Origin of the sequence: Streptomyces arenae (assembly GCF_022343545.1) — a bacterium.
In the GTDB taxonomy this organism is placed as follows: domain Bacteria; phylum Actinomycetota; class Actinomycetes; order Streptomycetales; family Streptomycetaceae; genus Streptomyces; species Streptomyces humi.
In genome coordinates this window covers 277747-296476 of the sequence record NZ_JAKQYH010000090.1, presented here as the reverse complement: position 1 = coordinate 296476, position 18730 = coordinate 277747, and the positions used below count along the sequence as shown (strand labels likewise).

The window sequence follows — 18730 nt, the reverse complement described above, 5'->3', positions numbered from 1 at the left end:
GGAGCGGGGACAGCGCGCACGGTTCCGTCCGGAGAGGGAACGGCGCACGGGCCGGTCAGGCTCCGAGGTCGTACTCCGCCCAGTCGGCCACCGGGCGGTAACCGATGCGCTGGTACAGGGCGTTGCTCGTCGGGTTGGCGAGGTCCGTGAAGAGGAGGAGTTCGCCGACCCCTTCGGCCAGCGCCGCCCGGCTGACCCGCGCGGTGACCGCCCCGGCGTAACCCCGGCCGCGCAGCTCCCTCGGGGTGTAGACGGGTGCGATCCGGGCCTGCCCGGCGATCGTCGGGGTGACCCCGGCCATGGAGACGGGCGTGCCGTCGGCGGTCTCCCAGAGGGTGACTCCGCCGTACGAGAGCCGGAAGTCGGCCCACTCACCGCCGTCCCGGCCGGCGTGCGCTCCCGTGTCCTCGACGAACTCGCCGTACCAGCGGACCAGCAGGTCCCGGTCCGCCTCGGACGCGACCCGCGCCCGGCCCGCCGGCAGCGGCGACGGCTCGGTCAACTCGGCCAGCCGGTACAGCCGATGGCGTTCGCCGAGCCGTGCGGGCACCCCGGTCCGCCGCTGCCACGCCGTCGCGAACGCCTCCGCGGTGGCCCGCTCGGAGGCGAACCCGGTGACGGGATGGCCGCGGTCGAGGAGTGCGTCGACCAGCGTCTCGGTCTCGTCGGCGGTGAGCCCGGTGGTGCGCAGGGCGTACGGCGGGGTGTGCAGCAGCGCGGCGCCCACGCTGCCGTCCGCCCGGGCCAGACGGCCGAGGAGCGGCGGCCGGTCGCCGTAGGCCCGCGGCCCGCTCCGCCGCAGCTGCTCCGTCACCGTCAGGTGGACGGTGTGCAGGTCGGGGCGTGAGTGCAGGAAGTCCCGCGTGTGGGCGAGGAATTCGTCGACGTCGGTGGTGAAGTGCCAGGCCGGCGTGTGTGTTCGGGGGTTCATGGTCGATGGTCCCCTCCGACGGCCCGGTCCGGCACCTGAATTAGCCGGCCACGGAGGTCGCGGGATCCGTCGCGAGGCGGGCGTGCAGGTGGACGTCCCGGAAGGCGTCCTGGCGGCCCGCCTCGAACATCGCGCCGCGCAGGGTCCCCTCGGCCGGGAACCCGCAGGTCCGTGCGATGCGGCAGGACGCCTCGTGGCCGAGCGCGTGCCCCAGCTCCAGCCGGTACAGGCCCAGTTCGGCGAAGGTCCAGGCGGCGGCGAGGTCCAGGGCGTGGGTGGCGACCCCGCGGCCCCGTGCCTCGGGGAGCACCCAGTAACCGACCCGGGCCGACCGGAACACCCGGTCGATCACGTTGATGCCGATGTGACCGAGGGTCGCACCGCTCGCCGCGTCCGCGATGCGGAACGGCACGCAGATCCCGTCGTCCACCTGGGCCTGCTGTCTGACCAGGGCGGCCCGGGCGCCGGCCAGGTCGGTCTCGGTCGTGAGCGGAGTGTTCCAGCGGCGGAACTCCGGGTCGGTACGGCCGCGCAGCCAGCTCTCCAGATGGGCTTCCGTGTCCGGGTCCCAGTGGTCGAGTCGCAGGCCGTGGCCGTGCGGGGCGGGGTCGGGACGGCGGGCGGCGGGCTGTTCGTCGGTCAGGGCCATGCGCCCATTGAAACCCGTGGGGCAGGTGGCGGCCCAGCGGGTTTCAGCGCTCCGCCGGGCGGAACACCGGCACCCCGTCCCGGAAGGCGACCTCCAGGGGAAGACCGGCGCGCGGCCGGACCGTCTCCACCAGTTCGGTCATCATGCGCGGCCCCTCCGCCAGGTCGACCACGGCGGCCGTGTACGGGACCCGGTCGCCGAACGGCGGGAGGTCGTTGCGGTGGACGACGGACCAGGTGTAGAGGGTCGCGCGGCCCGTCGCGGGCTCCCAGGTGCCGTCCTCGCTCCAGCAGTGCGGACAGAACTCCCGAGGGTAGTGGTGGGCCCGGCCGCACGGGCGGCAGCGGCGCAGCAGCAGCCGCCCCTCGGCCGCCGCCTCCCAGTAGGGGCGGGTGAAGGCGTCCGGCTCGGGGAGGTCGTGGCGCCGGGGCGGCGGTGTGCCGGGGGACGGGTCGCCGGTCGTCGCATCCATGCATCTGACGGTACGTCAGGTCGGCGGGAAAACCGAGTGCCGGACCTGAAAAGGCTGTGCGTTCCCCGCGGGGCTGTGCGCCGCCCATGAATCCCCGGAAATTGTTGACGATTTTGTTGGCGCTCGCCTACGTTCGCAGACGCAGGGCCAAGGAGCCGGAAGACGAGGGGCAGCACCGTGAAGCACAGGTCAGTGAAGCGCAGGACGGTCGTCATGGGCATCGGCGCCACGGCCGGCGTCGCGGCGGCCGGCGGGATCGCGCTCGGCGCACAGGCGGCCGACGGCTCGTCCGGGGGGTCCTCGGGCGCCTCGGGCTCCCTGGTGTTCGACCCGGACGCCTACACGAAGCTGACGAAGACCATCACCGACGCGGACGGCGCCGACCACTCCGTGACCTACCACTTCTGGAAGGCGATCACCTATGTCGCCAACCCGGTGGACGAGACCTACCAGTCCCTGATCGTCAGCGCCCCGGTCGAGATCGACGGCAGCACCGTCGACCCGGCGAACGCGCCGATCCTGCTCGCCAACTCGATCGGCGGCTACCTGCCCGCCTCCGTGGCGGACGCCACCGAGGTCGGCGGCGGCGGTTCGGCGATGGGCGGCGGCGCGGCCCCCAGCGGCGCCCCCGGCTCCACCACCAGCGCGGCCCCGAACGCCAACGGCAACACCAACGCGACCGGCGGTGCCACCTCGAGCAACCAGCTGCTCGCACTGGCCGCCGGGTACGTCGTGATCGAGCCGGGCGCCCGCGGCCGTACGCTCAAGAACTCCGCAGGCGAGTACTACGGCACCGCGCCCGCCGCGATCGTCGACCTCAAGGCCGCCGTCCGGTACATCAAGGCGAACAAGGGTGTCATCCCCGGTGACGTCGAGCGGATCGTGTCCGCCGGCACGAGCGCGGGCGGCGCCCTGTCCACGCTGCTCGGCGCCTCCGGCGACAGCCCGCTCTACGTGAAGTACCTGAAGGAGCTCGGCGCCGCCGACGCCTCCGACGCGGTCTTCGCGGTCGGCGCCTGGTGCCCGATCACCGATCTGGAGCACGCCGACGGCGCCTACGAGTGGAACTGGGGCACCAACGCGCTCGCCACCGGCAAGCAGGTCGACCAGTCCGTCTCCAAGGACCTCAAGGGGCAGTTCGCCGAGTACCAGGCGGGCCTGCGGCTCCGCGGCCTGGCCGGCTTCGGCCCGCTGACCGCCCGCAACTACGACGACTACCTGGTCGAGCAGTACCTCCAGCCGTCCGCCACCGCCTACCTCGCCGCGCTCTCCGACTCCGACCGCGAGACGTACCTCGCGTCCAACACCTTCATCACCTGGTCGGGCGGCAAGGCCACCTTCACCTGGGCCGACTTCCTCACCCACGTCGGCGCCCGGAAGAAGGACACCCCGGCCTTCGACGCCTTCGACCTGTCGGCGGGCGAGAACAACGAGTTCGGCGCGGGCACCACGGCGAGCCGGCACTTCACGGCGTACGGCGCGAAGAACGACAGCACCGGGCTGAGCAGCAGGCGGGTCGCGGCCGACATCCCCGCGAAGCTGAACCTGATGAACCCGATGTACCACCTGGTGGAGAAGGTCAACGACCGCCGGTCCAAGCACTGGTGGATCCGCCTCGGCACCAACGACTCCGACACCTCGCACGTGATCTCGGCGAACCTGGCCGCCCGTCTGGACAACCTCGGCGACGACGTGGACCACCTCTACTACTGGGACCAGGGTCACGGCGCCAACACCGACCCCGGTGACTTCATCACCTGGATCGCGGAAGTGACGGGTTATCGCAAGGGCAAGAAGCGCTCGTAAAAGCAGCGGCCCTCGCAGAGGTAAGAACCTCTCACAATCGAGATAGGCCCCCCACTGCCGCGATAGCCTCCCCGAACGCGGTGTCCTTTTCCCGTCTGTCTGAGGACACCGCCCACCCGTGCCGTCGGGCTCCAGCGCACCGGAGCCCGACGGCACGGGCCTTTTCGCACCCTCTCCGTTCCGTTTCCGCGCAGACCAAGTGGGCTACGCCACAAATCCCACCCACGACTCCTACGGGTGTGATCAATCCGCAACCAATTCCGGTCTTGACCGAGACCCATCAACCTGAAGCGTGATTACGCTCGCGCTCATGGCCGTGTTCTCCCCCACCGTTTCGCCCGTCTACGTCATCGGCGCCGGCCCCGGAGGTCTCGCCGCCGCGTACGCGCTGCGGGCCCGGGGTGTCCGTGCCGTCGTCCTGGAGAAGTCCGACAGCGTCGGCGCGTCCTGGCGCCGCCACTACGACCGCCTGCACCTGCACACCACCCGCCGGCTGTCCGCGCTGCCCGGGCTGCCCATGCCGCGCCGGTTCGGCCGCTGGGTCTCCCGCGACGACGTGGTGCGCTATCTGGAGAAGTACGCCGAGCACCACGAACTGGAGATCGTCACCGGTGTCGAGGTGTCCCGCGTGGAGCGCTCGCCCGACGGCGACGGCTGGCTGCTGCACGCCTCCGGCGGCCGCGAACTGACCGGCTCCGCGGTGGTGGTCGCCACCGGCTTCAACCACACCCCGCGCATCCCCGACTGGCCGGGCCTCGACGGCTACCGGGGCCGGTTCCTGCACGCCGGCGAGTACCGCGACGCCGGGCCGTTCGCCGGGCAGGACGTGCTGGTCGTCGGGGTCGGCAACACCGGCGCCGAGATCGCCGTCGACCTGGCGGAGGGCGGCGCGGCCCGGGTACGGCTGGCTGTCCGCACGGTCCCGCACATCGTGCGCCGCTCCACGGCGGGCTGGGCCGCCCAGTACAACTCGATCCTGGTACGACGGCTCCCCACCGGCCTGGTGGACCGGTTGGCCCGCACCATGGCCAAGGTCAGCGTGCCCGACCTCGCCGCCCACGGGCTGCCCCGCCCCGACACCGGCCTCTACAGCCGGGTCAAGCAGGGCTCCATCCCGGTCCTGGACGTCGGCCTGATCGACGCCGTGCGGCAGGGCAGGGTCGAGATCGTGGCCGCCGTCGAGGGCTTCGAGGACGGCAAGGTCGCCCTCGCCGACGGCACCCGCACCTCCCCCGACGCGGTGATCGCGGCCACCGGATACGTGCGCGCCCTGGAGGGCCTGGTCGGCCACCTCGACGTCCTCGACGGCCGCGGCCGCCCCGTCGTGCACGGCCCGCGCACCCCCGGGAACGCCCCCGGCCTCTACTTCACCGGCTACACCAACCCGATCAGCGGCATGTTCCGCGAGATGGCCATCGACGCCGAGAAGATCGCGAAGGCGCTCGCCAAGCGCGCCCGGACGGCGTAGAAGTCCTCAACCGTCCTCAACCTCCTTACGTAGACGTCCTCTTGGCCATGTGACCGACGCGACGAGAGTTGTTTGTTACCGGCGGTAGCAGCATGCCCGCGCGCGAGACCAGAATGTGAGCCCTGCTCAACTTTCCGGCTCCACCCCTCTCGCTCAGTACGGAGGACGCACGTGGCACGTGAAAGACAGCTCTCCCGCCGCGCCCTGCTCGGCGGTGCCGCCGCCGGGGCGGCCGGCCTCACCACGGTCTCGGCGGTCTCCGCCGGGGCGGCCGCGGCGGCGACCACGGCCGGCTCCCGGACCGTCGACGTCGCGATCGTCGGCGGCGGCCTCGCCGGGCTCACCGCGGCCCGCGACCTGGTGGCCGGCGGCAGGACGGTGGCCGTCCTGGAGGCCCGGGACCGGGTCGGCGGCCGGGTGGTGAACCTGAAGCTGGCCAACGGCGGCCACACGGAGGGCGGCGGCGAGTTCATCGGCCCCACCCAGGACCGGATCAAGGCCCTCGCCGACTCCCTGGGCGTGGCGACCTTCACCACCTACAACACGGGCGACAACCTCCTCTACAAGGGCGGCAAGCGCACCCCCTACGACACCAGCGGCCTGCTCGGCTCGGTCCCGCCGGTGGACGCGGCCGGGCTCGCCAACGCGGCGATCGTGCAGTCCGAGCTGGACAGCATGGCCGCGACGGTGCCGGTGGACGCGCCCTGGACCGCCGCCAAGGCCGCCGAGTGGGACAAGCAGACCTTCGAGAGCTGGCTGAACGCCAACGCGGTCATCCCCTCCGCCAAGTTCCTGCTGGACCTGGCCTGCACGTCGATCTTCTCGGCGCAGCCCCGCGAACTCTCCCTGCTCTACGTCCTCTACTACATCGCCGCCGCCGGGAACGAGTCCACGCCCGGCACCCTGGAACGCCTCACCGACACCGCGAACGGCGCCCAGGAGTCCCGTTTCGTGGGCGGCTCCCAGCAGGTCCCGATCAGACTGGCGGCGACCCTCGGCGACCGGGTGGTGCTGGGCGCCCCGGTGCGCTCGGTCGTGAAGTCCGGCGGCTCGTACCTGGTCACGGCGGACGGCGTCACGGTCACCGCGACCCGGGTGATCGTCGCCGTACCGCCGCCGCTGGCCGCCCGCATCACCTTCGACCCGCTGCTGCCGGCCGCCCGCGACCAGCTCACCCAGCGGATGCCGATGGGCTCGATCGGCAAGGCGATCGCGGTGTACGACACCCCGTTCTGGCGGGCCGACGGCCTCAACGGGCAGGCCGTCAGCGACTCCGGCGTGGTCCGCTCGACCTTCGACAACTCCCCGCCGGACGCCTCCTACGGCGCGCTGATGGGCTTCATCGAGGCCGACGAGATGCGGGCGTACGACGCGGCGGGCGAGGCCGAGATCAAGGCGGCCGTGCTGGCCGACTACGTCAACTACTTCGGCGACAAGGCCGCATCACCCACCTCCTTCGTGCTGCAACGCTGGGACAACGAGGGCTTCTCCCGGGGCGGCCCGGTGGCCTACGCACCGCCCGGTGTGCTGACCGCGTACGGGGCCGCCCTGCGCAAGCCGGTCGACGGCGTGCACTGGGCCGGGACGGAGACCTCCACGTTCTGGACGGGCTTCATGGACGGAGCGGTGCGGTCGGGCGAGCGGGCGGCCAAGGAGGTGCTGGCCGCCCTCGGGTAGCGGACGGAGCGTTTTCGGCCTCAACTTTGCGTGCACACTGGTTCCTGACGCAGTGTCAGTTCAGTAATCTGACACTGCGTCAGTTAATTGTGCTGTCACACAGGAGCTGTCACACAGGAGCGGGCGGACCGATGCTTGGATCAACCCACGGCACCCTCACCACCGACTCCCGCCGGGCCCGGGCCATCGCCTGCGGTGAGCAGCGTCCCGGCCCCGCCGTCCACGGCCGGACGGCCGACGAGGACGAACTGGACGTCAGCGGACGGCCGCTGTACGCGGACGTGCCGGATCTGGACCGGTTCTTCCGGCCCGAGTCCGTCGCCGTGATCGGCGCCTCGGACGCCGAGGGGCGGCCCAACACCGGTATCACCCGGCAGCTGCTCGACTGGGCCGGGCGGGTCGGAGCCCGGGTGCATCCGGTGCACCCCACCCGGCCGTCGGTCTTCGGCATCGCCTGCGCCCGCTCCGTCGCCGACCTGCCCGAGCAGGTCGACCTCGCCGTGCTGCTGGTCGCCGACCCGCTGCCGGTGATCGAGGAACTGGCCGAGGCCAAGGTCAGGTTCGCCGTGGCCTTCGCCTCCGGGTTCGCGGAGACCGGCGTGGCGGGGGCGGCGGCCCAGACGCGGCTCGCGGCGGCCGTGCGGCGCTCCGGGCTCCGCCTGCTGGGCCCGAACACCAACCTGAACGCCTTCGAGCGCTTCCGCGACGACCTGGACGGCCCGGCGATCGCCCTGATCACCCAGTCCGGCCACCAGGGCCGCCCGGTCTTCGCCGCGCAGGAACTCGGCATCCGCCTCTCCCACTGGGCCCCGACCGGCAACGAGGCCGACCTGGAGACCGCCGACTTCATCTCCTACTTCGCCGAGCGGCCCGAGGTCGGCGCCATCGCCTGCTACGTCGAAGGGCTGAAGGACGGGCGCGCCTTCCTCCTGGCCGCCGACCGCGCGGCCCGCCGCAAGGTGCCCGTCGTCGCCGTGAAGGTCGGCCGCACCGAGACCGGCGCCCGCACCGCCGCCTCCCACACCGGCAAGCTGACCGGCGCGGACGACGTGGTCGACGCGGCGCTGCGGCAGTACGGCGTGATCCGCGTCGACGGTCTGGACGAACTCCAGGACACCGCCGCCCTGCTGGCCCGGGCGCGGGCACCGCGCTCCGACGGGGTCGTCGTCTACTCGATCTCGGGCGGCACGGGCGCGCACGTCGCCGACCTGGCGTCCGGCCTGGGCCTGCGGCTGCCGGTGCTGTCCGAGGCCCGGCAGGCCGAGCTGCACCAGTGGATACCGGAGTACCTGAGCGTGGCCAACCCGGTCGACAACGGCGGGCATCCGGTGGGCGACTGGCGCGGCCGGAAGATCATCGACTCGATCCTCGCCGACCCGGAGGTCGGGGTGCTGATCTGCCCGGTCACCGGCCCCTTCCCGCCGCTCAGCGACAGGCTGGTCCGAGACCTGGTCGACGCGGCGGAGGCGACCGACAAGCTGGTCTGCGTGGTGTGGGGCTCGCCGGTCGGCACCGAGGCCGCCTACCGCGAGGTGCTCCTCGGCTCCTCCCGGGTGGCCACCTTCCGCACCGTCGGCAACTGCCTGACCGCCGTCCGCGCCCACCTCGACCACCACCGCTTCGTCAGCGGCTACCGCTCCCCCTTCGACGAGGCCCCGCGCACCCCCTCGCCCTCCTACCGCAAGGCGCTGGCGCTGATGCGGCCCGGACAGCAGCTGAGCGAGCACGCGGCGAAGCAGCTGCTGCGCGCGTACGGCATACGGGTGCCGCGCGAGCAGCTGGTGACCAGCGCGGCGGCGGCCGTGCGCGCGGCCGGGCTGGTCGGCTACCCGGTGGTGATGAAGGCGTCCGGCGGGCAGCTCGCCCACAAGACCGAGCTGGGCCTGGTGAAGGTCGGACTGACCTCGGCCAGCCAGGTCCGGGACGCCTACCGGGAGCTCACCGACATCGCCCGGTACGAGGGGGTGGCCCTCGACGGCGTGCTGGTCTGCCAGATGGTGGAGCGGGGGGTGGAGATGGTCGTCGGGGTCACCCACGACGACCTCTTCGGGCCGACCGTGACGGTGGGGCTCGGCGGGGTGCTGGTGGAGGTGCTGCACGACGCGGCCGTCCGCGTGCCGCCGTTCGGCGAGGAACAGGCCCGGGACATGCTGGCCGAACTGCGCGGGCGGGCCCTGCTGGACGGGGTGCGGGGCCGGCCGCCGGCCGATCTCGACGCGCTCGTCGAGGTGATCCTGCGCGTCCAGCGCATGGCCCTGGAACTGGGCGACCAGCTCGCGGAGCTCGACATCAACCCGCTGATGGTGCTGGACCAGGGGCAGGGCGCGGTGGCGCTGGACGCGCTGGCGGTGTGCCGCTGATGGACAGCGTCCGGTACGTGACGGCGGAACGGGTCGCCCACCTCACCCTCGACCGCCCCGAAGCCCTCAACGCCCTCACGCCCGACCAGCGGGACCACGTCATCCGCCTCCTCGCCGGGGCCTCGGGGGACCCCGGGATCGGCGCGGTGGTGATCACCGGCACCGGCCGCGGTTTCTGCGCGGGCGCCGACCTGCGGGGCGGCGGCGCCACGGCCGAGCGCGTTCCCGGTGACGTGGCCCGCACCATCCGGCTCGGCGCGCAGCGCCTGATCGCCGCCGTCCTCGACTGCGAGAAACCGGTGATCGCGGCGGTCAACGGCACCGCGGCCGGGCTCGGCGCCCATCTCGCGCTCGCCTGCGACCTGGTGCTGGCCGCCGAGTCGGCCCGTTTCATCGAGGTGTTCGTCAGGCGCGGCCTGGTCCCCGACGGCGGCGGCGCCTACCTCCTGCCGCGCCTGGTCGGCCCGCAGCGCGCCAAGGAGCTGATGTTCTTCGGCGACGCGCTCTCCGCGCCGGAGGCGGAGCGCATGGGCCTGGTCAACCGGGTCGTGCCGGACGAGGAGCTGGCGAAGACGGCACGGGAGTGGGCGGTACGTCTGGCCGCCGGCCCCACCCGCACCCTGGCCCTGACGAAACAGCTGCTCAACGCGTCCCTGGACGGCGACCGCGCGTCCGCCTTCACCGCCGAGGCCGCCGCCCAGGAGATCAACATGACGACCCATGACGCCCAGGAGGGCCTACGGGCCTTCACGGAGCGCAGAAGCCCCGTTTTCCGGGGCCGGTGAGCCCGCACACTAGGTGCCCATACAGCGTCCGTCGCCACCCTTTTCATCTGACGGTGCGTCAGCTTCAATGAAGAGGTGATGGGACACGCAGGGGCGGCGGCCGCCGCCGTTCGTTATCTCAGGTCGGCTCCCGCGCGGGGGCCGGTGGAAGCGCTGCCGCGGCCGGAGTTGCGGTGTGTGCGCGCGGACGAGCGGGCGCCGGTCGAGCAGGGCGAGTTCCGGCGGGTCCTCGGGAACTTCGCGACCGGGGTGACCGTGATCACCGCACCGGCCGCCGGGGGCGAGCCCGCCCCCGCCGGTTTCGCCTGCCAGTCCTTCTCGTCCCTCTCCCTCGACCCGCCGCTGGTCTGCTTCATGGTCGGCCGTACGTCGGCCACCTGGCCGCGCATCGCCCGTGCCGGCGTCTTCTGCGTCAACGTGCTCGGCGCGGGCCAGGACGGGCTGTGCCGGGCCTTCGCGGCGAGCGGCACGGACAAGTTCGCGGGCGTGGCGTACGACGCGGCCCCGGTCTCGGGGGCGCCCCGCCTCGCCGGTGCCGCCGCGTGGATCGACTGCGCGGTCCACGCGGTGCACACCGGCGGCGACCACCTGATCGTGGTCGGCCGGGTGACCGCCCTGGGGGCCGGCGACGGAGAGGCCGCCCCGCTCCTGTTCCACCGGGGCCGGTTCGCCGGACTGGGCGGTTAGACGGCGAGGGCGGGCGCGGCCGGGACCGTACGGCGGCGGATCACCAGGGCCATCAGGGCCGCCGCCGCGCACAGGGCGCCCGACGCGTACCAGACCATGTCGTAGCTGCCGAAGACGTCGCGGGCCACGCCGCCGAGGAAGGCGACGAGGGCCGCGCCGATCTGGTGGGAGGCGAGGACCCAGCCGAAGACGATGGCGCTGTCCTCGCCGTACTGCTCGCGGCACAGGGCCAGGGTGGGCGGGACGGTGGCGACCCAGTCGAGGCCGTAGAAGACGATGAAGAAGATCATCGGAGGGTGCACCGACGGGCCGAGCAGCATCGGCAGGAAGAGCAGTGAGAGGCCGCGCAGGGCGTAGTAGACGGCGAGCAGGCGGCGCGGTTCGAAGCGGTCCGTGAACCAGCCGGAGGCGATCGTGCCGACGACGTCGAAGACGCCGATGACCGCGAGCAGGGAGGCCGCCGCGGTGACCGGCAGGCCGTGGTCGTGGGCGGCGGGCACGAAGTGGGTCTGGATCAGGCCGTTGGTGGACGCCCCGCAGATCGCGAAGGTGCCGGCGAGCAGCCAGAAGGGGCCGGTGCGCACGGCGGAGCGGAGCACTCCGACCGCCCGGCGGGCGGCCCCGGTGACCGGCGGCGGCTTCGGCACGAACTCGGTCGCGCCGTACGGCTTCAGGCCCACGTCGGCCGGGTGGTCGCGCAGCAGCAGCCAGACGAAGGGGACCACCGCGAGGGCGGCGAGGGCGACCGTGACGGCGGCCGGGCGCCAGTCGTACGTCTCGACCATCCAGGACAGCAGCGGCAGGAAGATCAGCTGGCCGGAGGCGGAGGCGGCGGTCAGGATGCCGGTGACCAGGCCGCGCCGGGCGGTGAACCAGCGGTTGGTGACGGTGGCGGCGAACGCCAGCGCCATCGAGCCGGAGCCCAGGCCGACCAGCAGGCCCCAGCACAACATCAGCTGCCAGGCCGCCGTCATCCACACGGTCAGACCGGACCCCAGCGCGATGACGGTCAGCGCGACGGCGACCACGCGCCGGATGCCGAACCGGTCCATCAGGGCGGCCGCGAAGGGCGCGGTGAGCCCGTACAGCGCGAGGTTGACGGAGACGGCCGCCCCGATCGTGCCGCGCGACCAGCCGAACTCCGCGTGCAGCGGGTCGATGAGCAGGCCGGGCAGGGAACGGAAGGCGGCCGCGCCGATGATCGTGACGAAGGTGACGGCGGCGACGAACCAGGCGCGGTGGACGCGCGGGGCGCGGGTCGGCCTCGGGTCCCGGCGGGCTGCTGCGGCTTCGGTTGTCTGGGTCACGCCATAAAGCTTCGGTCAGGGGGTTCACTCCATCGAGTGGCCCGAAGGACAGTATTCGCTACGATCGGGCCATGAGCAGTGAGCCCGGTTTCCGCCCGCACCGTGTGGTCGTCCTCGCCCTGGACGGCCTGCTCCCCTTCGAGCTGGGCATCCCGCACCGCATCTTCGGCCGCCCCAAGGACGCCCGGGGCCGGCACCTGTACGAGGTCGTGACCTGCTCCGTCCGCCCGCCGGGCCCGGTCGAGACCGACGTCGACTTCTCGATCCACGTGCCGAACGGCCCGGAGACGCTGGCCACCGCCGACACGCTGATCGTCCCGGCGTCGTACGAACTGGGTCCGCTCTTCGAGGAGGGCGTCCTCACCCCCGAACTGGCCGCGGCCCTGGCCCACGTCCGCCCCGGCACCCGGCTCGCCTCCATCTGCACCGGCGTCTACGTGCTGGCCGCCGCCGGCTGGCTGGACGGCCGCCCGGCGACCACGCACTGGGCCGACGCGGACCATCTCCAGCGGCTGTTCCCGCGGATCGAGGTGGACCCGGACGTCCTGTTCATCGACGACGGTGACGTGCTGACCTCCGCCGGGGTGGCCGCCGGCATCGACCTGTGCCTGCACATGGTCCGCCGCGACCACGGCACGGCCGTCGCCAACGAGGTGGCCCGCCGTACCGTCGTACCCCCGCACCGGGACGGCGGCCAGGCCCAGTACATCCACCGCCCGGTCCCCGACCTCCAGACGGCGACCACGACGGCCGCCCGCGCCTGGGCGCTGGGCCGCCTCCACGAGCCGATCCAGCTGCGCGACATGGCCGAGCAGGAGGCCATGTCGGTACGGACCTTCACCCGCCGTTTCCGCGAGGAGACCGGCGTGAGCCCCGGCCAGTGGCTCACCCGGCAGCGCGTCGAACGCGCCCGCCACCTGCTGGAGTCCACCGTCCTGTCGGTCGACCAGGTGGCCCGGGACGCCGGGTTCGGCACCGCCCAGTCGATGCGCCAGCACCTTCAGGCGACCCTGGGCGTCACCCCGACCGCCTACCGACGGACCTTCCGCACCGCGCCGGGCGAGTCCCCGGAGCCCACCGGCCCCCGGCCGTCCGCCGCCGCCCGCGAGAAGGTCAGCACCCCTCGGGCGACCCGCCCCGCCTCCGCGTCCGCGCGGGCCTTCTCGAAGTCCTCCACCGGGTAGGTCGCGGTCACCAGTTCGTCCAGGAGCAGGCGGCCCTGGCGGTACAGCTCGGCGTACAGGGCGATGTCGTGCTGGGGGCGGGAGGAGCCGTAGCGGCATCCCAGGACGGACTTGTCGAGGAACATGGAGGCGACCACGAAGGACGCCTCGGCGGTGGCGGCGGGCATGCCCAGGAGGACCGCCTGGCCGTGCCGGTCGAGGAGGTCTATGGCCTGCCTCACCAGTTCGACGCGGCCCACGCACTCGAAGGCGTGGTCGACGCCGTAGGGCAGCAGGTCCTTCACCCCATCCGTGGCGGTCAGGAAGTCGGTGGCGCCGAACTGCCGGGCCACCTCCTCCTTGGCCGGGTTGGCGTCCACGGCCACGATCCGCAGGGCGCCCGCGATCCGCGCGCCCTGGATGACGTTCAGCCCGATCCCGCCGGTGCCGATGACCAGCACGGTGTCGCCGCGGTCGACGCGGGCCCGGTTCAGTACGGCGCCCACCCCGGTCAGCACCCCGCAGCCGATCAGCGCGGCGGACGTCAGCGGGATGTCCTTCGGGATCCGGACCGCCTGCACGGCCTTGACGACCGTGCGTTCCGCGAAGGCCGAGTTGCACGCGAACTGGTGGACGTCACGGCCGCCGCGCGTGAACGGCTGCTGCGGACGGCCGATGGCCTTGCGGCACATGGTCGGCCGCCCCCGGTCGCAGTCGGCACAGGCCCCGCAGTTGGCGAGGGTGGACAGCGCCACATGGTCTCCCGGCGCCACATGGGTCACCCCCACACCCACCGCCTCGACCACGCCCGCACCCTCATGTCCGAGCACCACAGGAACGGGGAAGGGTATGGTCCCGTCCACCACGGACAGGTCGCTGTGGCAGAGCCCCGCCGCCGCCACCGCCACCAGCACCTCGCCCGGCCCCGGTTCCCGTACCTCCAGGTCGTCGACGACCTGCACCTGCTTCCCGTCGAACACCACACCACGCATCACGACTCGACCCCCTTCGGTTCCCTCGGCAGACCGAGCACGCGCTCGGCGATGATCGTGCGCTGGACCTGGTCCGAGCCGCCGTAGACGGTGTCGGCGCGGGAGAAGAGGAACAGGTGCTGCGCGGGGTCCAGTTCGTACGGCGCGGCCGCCGACCAGTCGGCCGGTCCGACGCTCGCCGCCGCGCCCCGCACCTGCACGGCGAGTTCGCCGAGCCGCTGGTGCCAGCCGGCCCACAGCAGCTTGGCCACGCTCGGGGCGCCGGGTTCGGCGGCCGGGTTCCCGAGCGTGCGCAGGGCGTTCCAGCGCATCACCCGCAACTCGGCCCACTGCCGCACCAGCCGTGCGCGTACGACGGGATCGGCGGCGGCGCCGCTCGCCACGGCGTCCCGCACCACCCTGCCGAGTTCCTCGGCGAACCCGATCTGCTGGGCCAGCGTGGACACGCCCCGCTCGAAGCCGAGCAGGCTCATCGCCACCCGCCAGCCGTTGCCCTCGCCGCCGACGACATGCTCCGCGTGCGCGCCGTCGAAGAAGACCTCGTTGAAGTCGGCGGTGCCGGTCAGCTGCCGGATGGGCCGGACCTCGATCCGGCCGGGCTGGTCCATGGGCACGAGCAGGAAGCTCAGTCCGTGGTGCCGGCGTGAACCGGCCTCGGTCCGCGCGAGCACGAAGCACCAGTCGGCCTCGTGCGCGAGCGAGGTCCAGATCTTCTGCCCGAAGACGCGGTAGCCGTCCGCCTCCCGTACGGCCGCAGTCCGCACGCCGGCCAGGTCCGATCCCGCGCCGGGCTCGCTGTACCCCTGGCACCACAGCTCCTCGCCGGCGGCGACGGGCGGCAGGAACCGCGCCTTCTGCTCCGCGGTGCCGTGTGCGATGAGCGTCGGCGCCAGCAGGTTCTCGCCGATGTGCCCGGAGCGCGGCGGGGCGGCCGACCTGGCGTACTCCTCGGCCCAGACGACCTGCTGGGTGAGGGTGCCGGTCCGGTTCCCGTACCCGGATTCGGCCCACCCGAGCCCGATCCACCCGTCCGCCCCGAGCACGCGCTCCCACCCGCGCCGGTCCACACCACCGGCGACGTGCGCGCCGAGCCAGGCCCGGACTTCCCCACGAAACGCCTCGTCCTCCGGCACTGAACCGAACTCCACGGTGACCTCCAAAGATGATTCGGGTCAGGTCCGAACGCCGGTGGGGGCAGCGGGCCCAGGGGCGCTGGGGGTACCCCCGGCCGAAGGCTGGGGGAGGAATTGCGCGAACAACCACGACGCACCCGCACCCGCCCTCGCACCGCACCCCCCTGCCCCCTAGGCGTTCGGCCGGCTCCCCGCCCGCGCGGCCGCCTCCATCGCCGCCAGCCGCGCCAGCATCGGCATCGGGTCCACCCCCACGCTCCCCGGCAGCACCTCGGCGATCCGCTCCGGCGTCCAGGTGCCGCCCTCCGCGTACGCGGCGCGCAGTTCCCTCGGCTGGGCCCACACCGCGATCTTCGGCCCGGCGACCGTGTACACCTGCCCCGTGATCCCCGCGTCCCGCGCGGCGTCCGACAGCAGGTAGACCACGAACGCGGCCACGTCCTCCGGTTCGCCGATCTCCGCGAGTTCCGTCGGCACCCCCGCCGACATCCGGGTACGCGCGACCGGCGCCACCGTGTTCGCGGTCACCCCGTACTTGTGCAGGCCGAGCGCCGCGCTGCGCACCAGCGAGATGATCCCGCCCTTGGCGGCGCTGTAGTTGGGCTGCGCGACGGAACCCTGGTGGTTGCCGCTGGTGAAGCCGATCAGCGTGCCGGCGCGCTGCTTCCGCATCACCGCGGACGCCGCCCGGAACACCGTGAACGTGCCTTTGAGGTGGGTGGCGATGACCGGGTCCCACTCCTCCTCGGTCATGTTGAACAGCATCCGCTCGCGCAGGATCCCCGCCACGCACACGACTCCGTCGAGCCGGCCGTACGAGGCCAGCGCCACGTCCACGATCCGCTGTCCGCCCGCCATCGTGGAGATGTCGTCGGCCACCGCGACCGCCTCGCCGCCCGCCGCCTCGATCTCCTTGACCACGGCTTCGGCGACCTCGCCGGCGGGCGATCCGCCGTCGACCGCCACGCCGTAGTCGTTGACGACGACCCTCGCCCCCTCGGCCGCCGCCGCCAGCGCCACCGCCCGTCCGATACCGCGCCCCGCACCGGTCACGGCGACGACCCTGCCTGCCAAGAAGTTCCCCACGCCCGGCCCCTTCCCGCGGTTTCTGACGGACCGTTAGATTTTATGGCGCGTCTGATGTGCGGACACAAGCCCCGGGGAGGAACCGGATGTCACTGCCGACCCTTCATCCCGCGTTTCACGAGATCGCCGAGCGCGTCAACAACTGGGGGCGCTGGGGAGCCGACGACGAGATCGGCACCCTGAACCTGATCACGGACGAGGTGGTCCGGGAGGCGGCGGCGACGGTCCGCACCGGCCGGCGCGTCCCGCTGGCACTGCCGCTCCGGCAGGACGGGGTGCAGACCGGAATGATCCCGGGGCGGGTGAACCCGCTGCACACGATGGTGCAGATCAACCAGGAGCTGTTCGGCCCGGGGACGGTCGCGTGCAGCGACGACGCGGTGACCATGGGGCTCCAGGCCGGCACCCACTGGGACGCGCTCACCCATGTCTCGCACTCGGGGCGGCTGTACAACGGCCGGCCGGCGGACACCGTGACCGCGCACGGCGGTGCGGAGTTCGGCGGGATCGACAAGGCGCGGCACGTCGTCTCGCGCGGGGTGCTGCTGGACGTGGCACGCGCGCGGGGTGTCGAACGGCTGGCGGGGGGCCACGCGGTCACCCCGGAGGACCTGGACGCGGCCGAGGAGCTCGCCGGGACCACCGTCCGCGGCGGCGACATCGTCCTCGTACGGACCGGGCAGGTGCAGGTGTACCTGGCCGGGGACAAGCACGGGTACGGCTATCCGTCGCCGGGGCTGTCGGTGCGGACCCCGGAGTGGTTCCACGCGCGGGACGTGGCCGCCGTCGCCAACGACACCCTGACCTTCGAGATCTTCCCGCCGGAGATCGAGGACCTCTGGCTGCCCGTGCACGCCCTGGACCTGGTGGAGATGGGCATGCTCCAGGGCCAGAACTGGAATCTCGAAGAGTTGTCCACAGCCTGTGGAGAAACCGGCCGGTACGCGTTCCTGCTGTCGGCGATGCCCGAGCCGATCACCGGGGCCACCGGCACTCCGGTCGCCCCCGTGGCCGTCCTGTGAAGCCGGAGTCGGTGTCACGCCGACCCGGCGTGACACCGACCCTCCCCCATCCCCCCGGAAACCGGACGGTCACGCGCGCGGGCCCGCCCCGAACCCGGCCCCGGGCACCACCGTCCGTGTCGACCCACGCTCGACGAGGGCGTCCGTCACCAAACCCCTCGCCGTCCCCTCGCGGCGAATCGCAGACTCAAGCGTGTTCAAATGGTCACGGGGCGTCAACACCCGTTCGGGGTTTTACGGCCTGTGCCCCGGTTCATCGTGGGCGCGCACGGATGCAACCCCCCGGCGCATCACCGCGCACCGGGATCACACCGCCTCGAAAGCCAGCCCCTCGAACGAGGCCAGACCGCCCCCGTACGCCACCGCCACGCCCTGCCTGGGTTCCGAACACCGGTCGAGTTCGCACCAGATGCGCTTGCCCGCGCCCTCGGGGCTCCAGCCCCAGCGGTCGGCGAGCCCGTCGACCAGGGCGAGACCGCGGCCGCCGGTCGCGTCACCGTCCACACACCTCGGCACGGGCGCGCGGGCGCTGGTGTCGGCGACCTCCAGCCGCACGGTGGCCGCCTCGTCGGCGCCCTCGCGGTCGGCGCCCGGCAGCGAGAGGCGCAGCACGGCCGGCCGGCCGGTGTGCACCACGGCGTTGGTGACCAGCTCGGAGACCAGCAGGATCAAGGTCTCGGCCAGCGACTCGTCCACCGCTATACCGGACCCGGCGAGGCGCGAGCGCGCCCACCTTCTGGCCCGCCCCACCTCCGCGGGGTCGGGCCGGATCTCCAGCTGCACTTGAAGCACCTGCACCGCTCACACCATCCGAACCGGCGGACACATGAACCCGCGCCGCGCGGGCGCCGCGAGGAGGATCGCGACGACAACGGCGACGAGGGCCACGATCGTAGCCATTTTCTGCATGGCCAGAACAACGGCCAGAGCGAGGGTCACGGAACGTGACTCCCTTACGAGACAGCATGGTTGACGTACAGTCACCCCAACAAGCGCTTCGGGCATATTCCAGCGCGAAGGAGTACGCGTAGGCCATACTGTGCGACGCTCCTGGCGGGGAGTCGAACACGCGGGACCGGGGACCCTTACCGCCCTGCGAGCAGCGGCACGCGCCATGAACCGCGGGGCCGTCTCGACGGCGCCGCCGGCATGGCTCGTCCTCGGAACCACTCGCATCCCACAGAAGGTACCG

General features: G+C 72.8%; 16 protein-coding genes and 1 pseudogene. 8 read left to right on the top strand and 9 right to left on the bottom strand.

Annotation, left to right across the window (positions count from 1 at the left end; all coding sequences use genetic code 11):
- Nucleotides 1-55 precede the first annotated feature (55 nt).
- Genes MB828_RS43395 through MB828_RS43385 form a run of 3 tightly spaced genes read right to left on the bottom strand, consistent with a single transcriptional unit; the run spans nt 56 to nt 2052 of the window.
- Nucleotides 56-931, bottom strand: coding sequence for a GNAT family N-acetyltransferase (locus MB828_RS43395; RefSeq protein ID WP_301652950.1), 876 nt, complete (start codon nt 929-931; stop codon nt 56-58).
- A gap of 40 nt (nt 932-971) precedes the next feature.
- Nucleotides 972-1580 (bottom strand): GNAT family N-acetyltransferase, encoded by a 609-nt coding sequence (locus tag MB828_RS43390; protein ID WP_133026590.1) that lies wholly within the window; start codon nt 1578-1580, stop codon nt 972-974.
- A gap of 43 nt (nt 1581-1623) precedes the next feature.
- Nucleotides 1624-2052, bottom strand: coding sequence for a Zn-ribbon domain-containing OB-fold protein (locus MB828_RS43385; RefSeq protein ID WP_301652949.1), 429 nt, complete (start codon nt 2050-2052; stop codon nt 1624-1626).
- Between the two features lie 213 nt (nt 2053-2265).
- Between MB828_RS43385 and MB828_RS43380 the strand changes: the two genes are divergently transcribed.
- The 6 genes from MB828_RS43380 (at nt 2266) to MB828_RS43355 (ending at nt 10835) form a co-directional block, all read left to right on the top strand.
- A complete protein-coding gene (locus tag MB828_RS43380; protein WP_301653030.1) occupies nt 2266-3858 on the top strand; it encodes a subtype B tannase in 1593 nt (530 codons plus the stop codon).
- Nucleotides 3859-4168: 310 nt separating this feature from the next.
- Nucleotides 4169-5326 carry a flavin-containing monooxygenase gene (locus MB828_RS43375; protein ID WP_301652948.1) on the top strand — a complete coding sequence of 386 codons (1158 nt, stop codon included), beginning with the start codon at nt 4169-4171 and terminating at the stop codon, nt 5324-5326.
- A gap of 171 nt (nt 5327-5497) precedes the next feature.
- The gene (locus MB828_RS43370; protein ID WP_301652947.1) at nt 5498-7003 is read left to right on the top strand and encodes a flavin monoamine oxidase family protein; all 1506 of its coding nucleotides are present in this window, start codon (nt 5498-5500) and stop codon (nt 7001-7003) included.
- Nucleotides 7004-7134: 131 nt separating this feature from the next.
- Nucleotides 7135-9363 (top strand): acetate--CoA ligase family protein, encoded by a 2229-nt coding sequence (locus MB828_RS43365; protein ID WP_301652946.1) that lies wholly within the window; start codon nt 7135-7137, stop codon nt 9361-9363.
- Nucleotides 9363-10148: an enoyl-CoA hydratase/isomerase family protein gene (locus MB828_RS43360; RefSeq protein ID WP_301652945.1), complete on the top strand. Its 786-nt coding sequence runs from the start codon at nt 9363-9365 to the stop codon at nt 10146-10148. The genes MB828_RS43365 and MB828_RS43360 overlap by 1 nt, the downstream gene beginning before the upstream one ends.
- Before the next feature lie 78 nt (nt 10149-10226).
- Complete coding sequence (locus MB828_RS43355; protein WP_301652944.1) at nt 10227-10835, top strand: flavin reductase family protein; 609 nt, start codon at nt 10227-10229, stop codon at nt 10833-10835.
- Here the strand turns inward: MB828_RS43355 and MB828_RS43350 are convergent.
- On the bottom strand, nt 10832-12142 hold the full coding sequence (locus MB828_RS43350; protein ID WP_301652943.1) for an MFS transporter: 1311 nt from the start codon (nt 12140-12142) through the stop codon (nt 10832-10834). The two genes, MB828_RS43355 and MB828_RS43350, sit on opposite strands and share 4 nt — an antisense overlap.
- 71 nt (nt 12143-12213) lie before the next feature.
- Here MB828_RS43350 and MB828_RS43345 point away from each other — a divergent pair, with 71 nt between their 5' ends.
- Nucleotides 12214-13326, top strand: a complete 1113-nt coding sequence (locus MB828_RS43345) for a GlxA family transcriptional regulator (RefSeq protein ID WP_301652942.1) — start codon at nt 12214-12216, stop codon at nt 13324-13326.
- Here the strand turns inward: MB828_RS43345 and MB828_RS43340 are convergent.
- The 3 genes and pseudogenes from MB828_RS43340 to MB828_RS43330 form a co-directional block, all read right to left on the bottom strand.
- Nucleotides 13251-14297: pseudogene (locus tag MB828_RS43340) on the bottom strand (Zn-dependent alcohol dehydrogenase); the annotation flags it as partial. The gene MB828_RS43345 and the pseudogene MB828_RS43340 overlap by 76 nt on opposite strands.
- Complete coding sequence (locus MB828_RS43335; RefSeq protein WP_301652941.1) at nt 14297-15445, bottom strand: acyl-CoA dehydrogenase family protein; 1149 nt, start codon at nt 15443-15445, stop codon at nt 14297-14299. The gene MB828_RS43335 and the pseudogene MB828_RS43340, both read right to left, overlap by 1 nt.
- A 156-nt stretch (nt 15446-15601) precedes the next feature.
- The gene (locus MB828_RS43330; protein WP_301652940.1) at nt 15602-16516 is read right to left on the bottom strand and encodes an SDR family oxidoreductase; all 915 of its coding nucleotides are present in this window, start codon (nt 16514-16516) and stop codon (nt 15602-15604) included.
- Nucleotides 16517-16602: 86 nt separating this feature from the next.
- Here MB828_RS43330 and MB828_RS43325 point away from each other — a divergent pair, with 86 nt between their 5' ends.
- Nucleotides 16603-17538: a cyclase family protein gene (locus MB828_RS43325; protein WP_301652939.1), complete on the top strand. Its 936-nt coding sequence runs from the start codon at nt 16603-16605 to the stop codon at nt 17536-17538.
- 306 nt (nt 17539-17844) lie between these two features.
- Here MB828_RS43325 and MB828_RS43320 read toward each other — a convergent pair whose 3' ends face one another.
- Together MB828_RS43320 and MB828_RS43315 are read right to left on the bottom strand one after the other, a co-directional pair.
- The gene (locus tag MB828_RS43320) at nt 17845-18321 is read right to left on the bottom strand and encodes an ATP-binding protein (RefSeq protein WP_301653029.1); all 477 of its coding nucleotides are present in this window, start codon (nt 18319-18321) and stop codon (nt 17845-17847) included.
- Nucleotides 18322-18339: 18 nt separating this feature from the next.
- Complete coding sequence (locus tag MB828_RS43315; protein ID WP_165941616.1) at nt 18340-18477, bottom strand: hypothetical protein; 138 nt, start codon at nt 18475-18477, stop codon at nt 18340-18342.
- Nucleotides 18478-18730 lie beyond the last annotated feature (253 nt).

Bases quoted from the DNA above. Each gene is read 5' to 3' on its own strand.
- MB828_RS43360 (WP_301652945.1), top strand. From the start codon at position 9,363: ATGGACAGCGTCCGGTACGTGACGGCGGAACGGGTCGCCCACCTCACC.
- MB828_RS43390 (WP_133026590.1), bottom strand. From the start codon at position 1,580: ATGGCCCTGACCGACGAACAGCCCGCCGCCCGCCGTCCCGACCCCGCC.
- MB828_RS43365 (WP_301652946.1), top strand. From the start codon at position 7,135: ATGCTTGGATCAACCCACGGCACCCTCACCACCGACTCCCGCCGGGCC.
- MB828_RS43325 (WP_301652939.1), top strand. From the start codon at position 16,603: ATGTCACTGCCGACCCTTCATCCCGCGTTTCACGAGATCGCCGAGCGC.
- MB828_RS43380 (WP_301653030.1), top strand. From the start codon at position 2,266: ATGGGCATCGGCGCCACGGCCGGCGTCGCGGCGGCCGGCGGGATCGCG.
- MB828_RS43345 (WP_301652942.1), top strand. From the start codon at position 12,214: ATGAGCAGTGAGCCCGGTTTCCGCCCGCACCGTGTGGTCGTCCTCGCC.
- MB828_RS43355 (WP_301652944.1), top strand. From the start codon at position 10,227: ATGGGACACGCAGGGGCGGCGGCCGCCGCCGTTCGTTATCTCAGGTCG.
- MB828_RS43395 (WP_301652950.1), bottom strand. From the start codon at position 931: ATGAACCCCCGAACACACACGCCGGCCTGGCACTTCACCACCGACGTC.
- MB828_RS43375 (WP_301652948.1), top strand. From the start codon at position 4,169: ATGGCCGTGTTCTCCCCCACCGTTTCGCCCGTCTACGTCATCGGCGCC.
- MB828_RS43385 (WP_301652949.1), bottom strand. From the start codon at position 2,052: ATGGATGCGACGACCGGCGACCCGTCCCCCGGCACACCGCCGCCCCGG.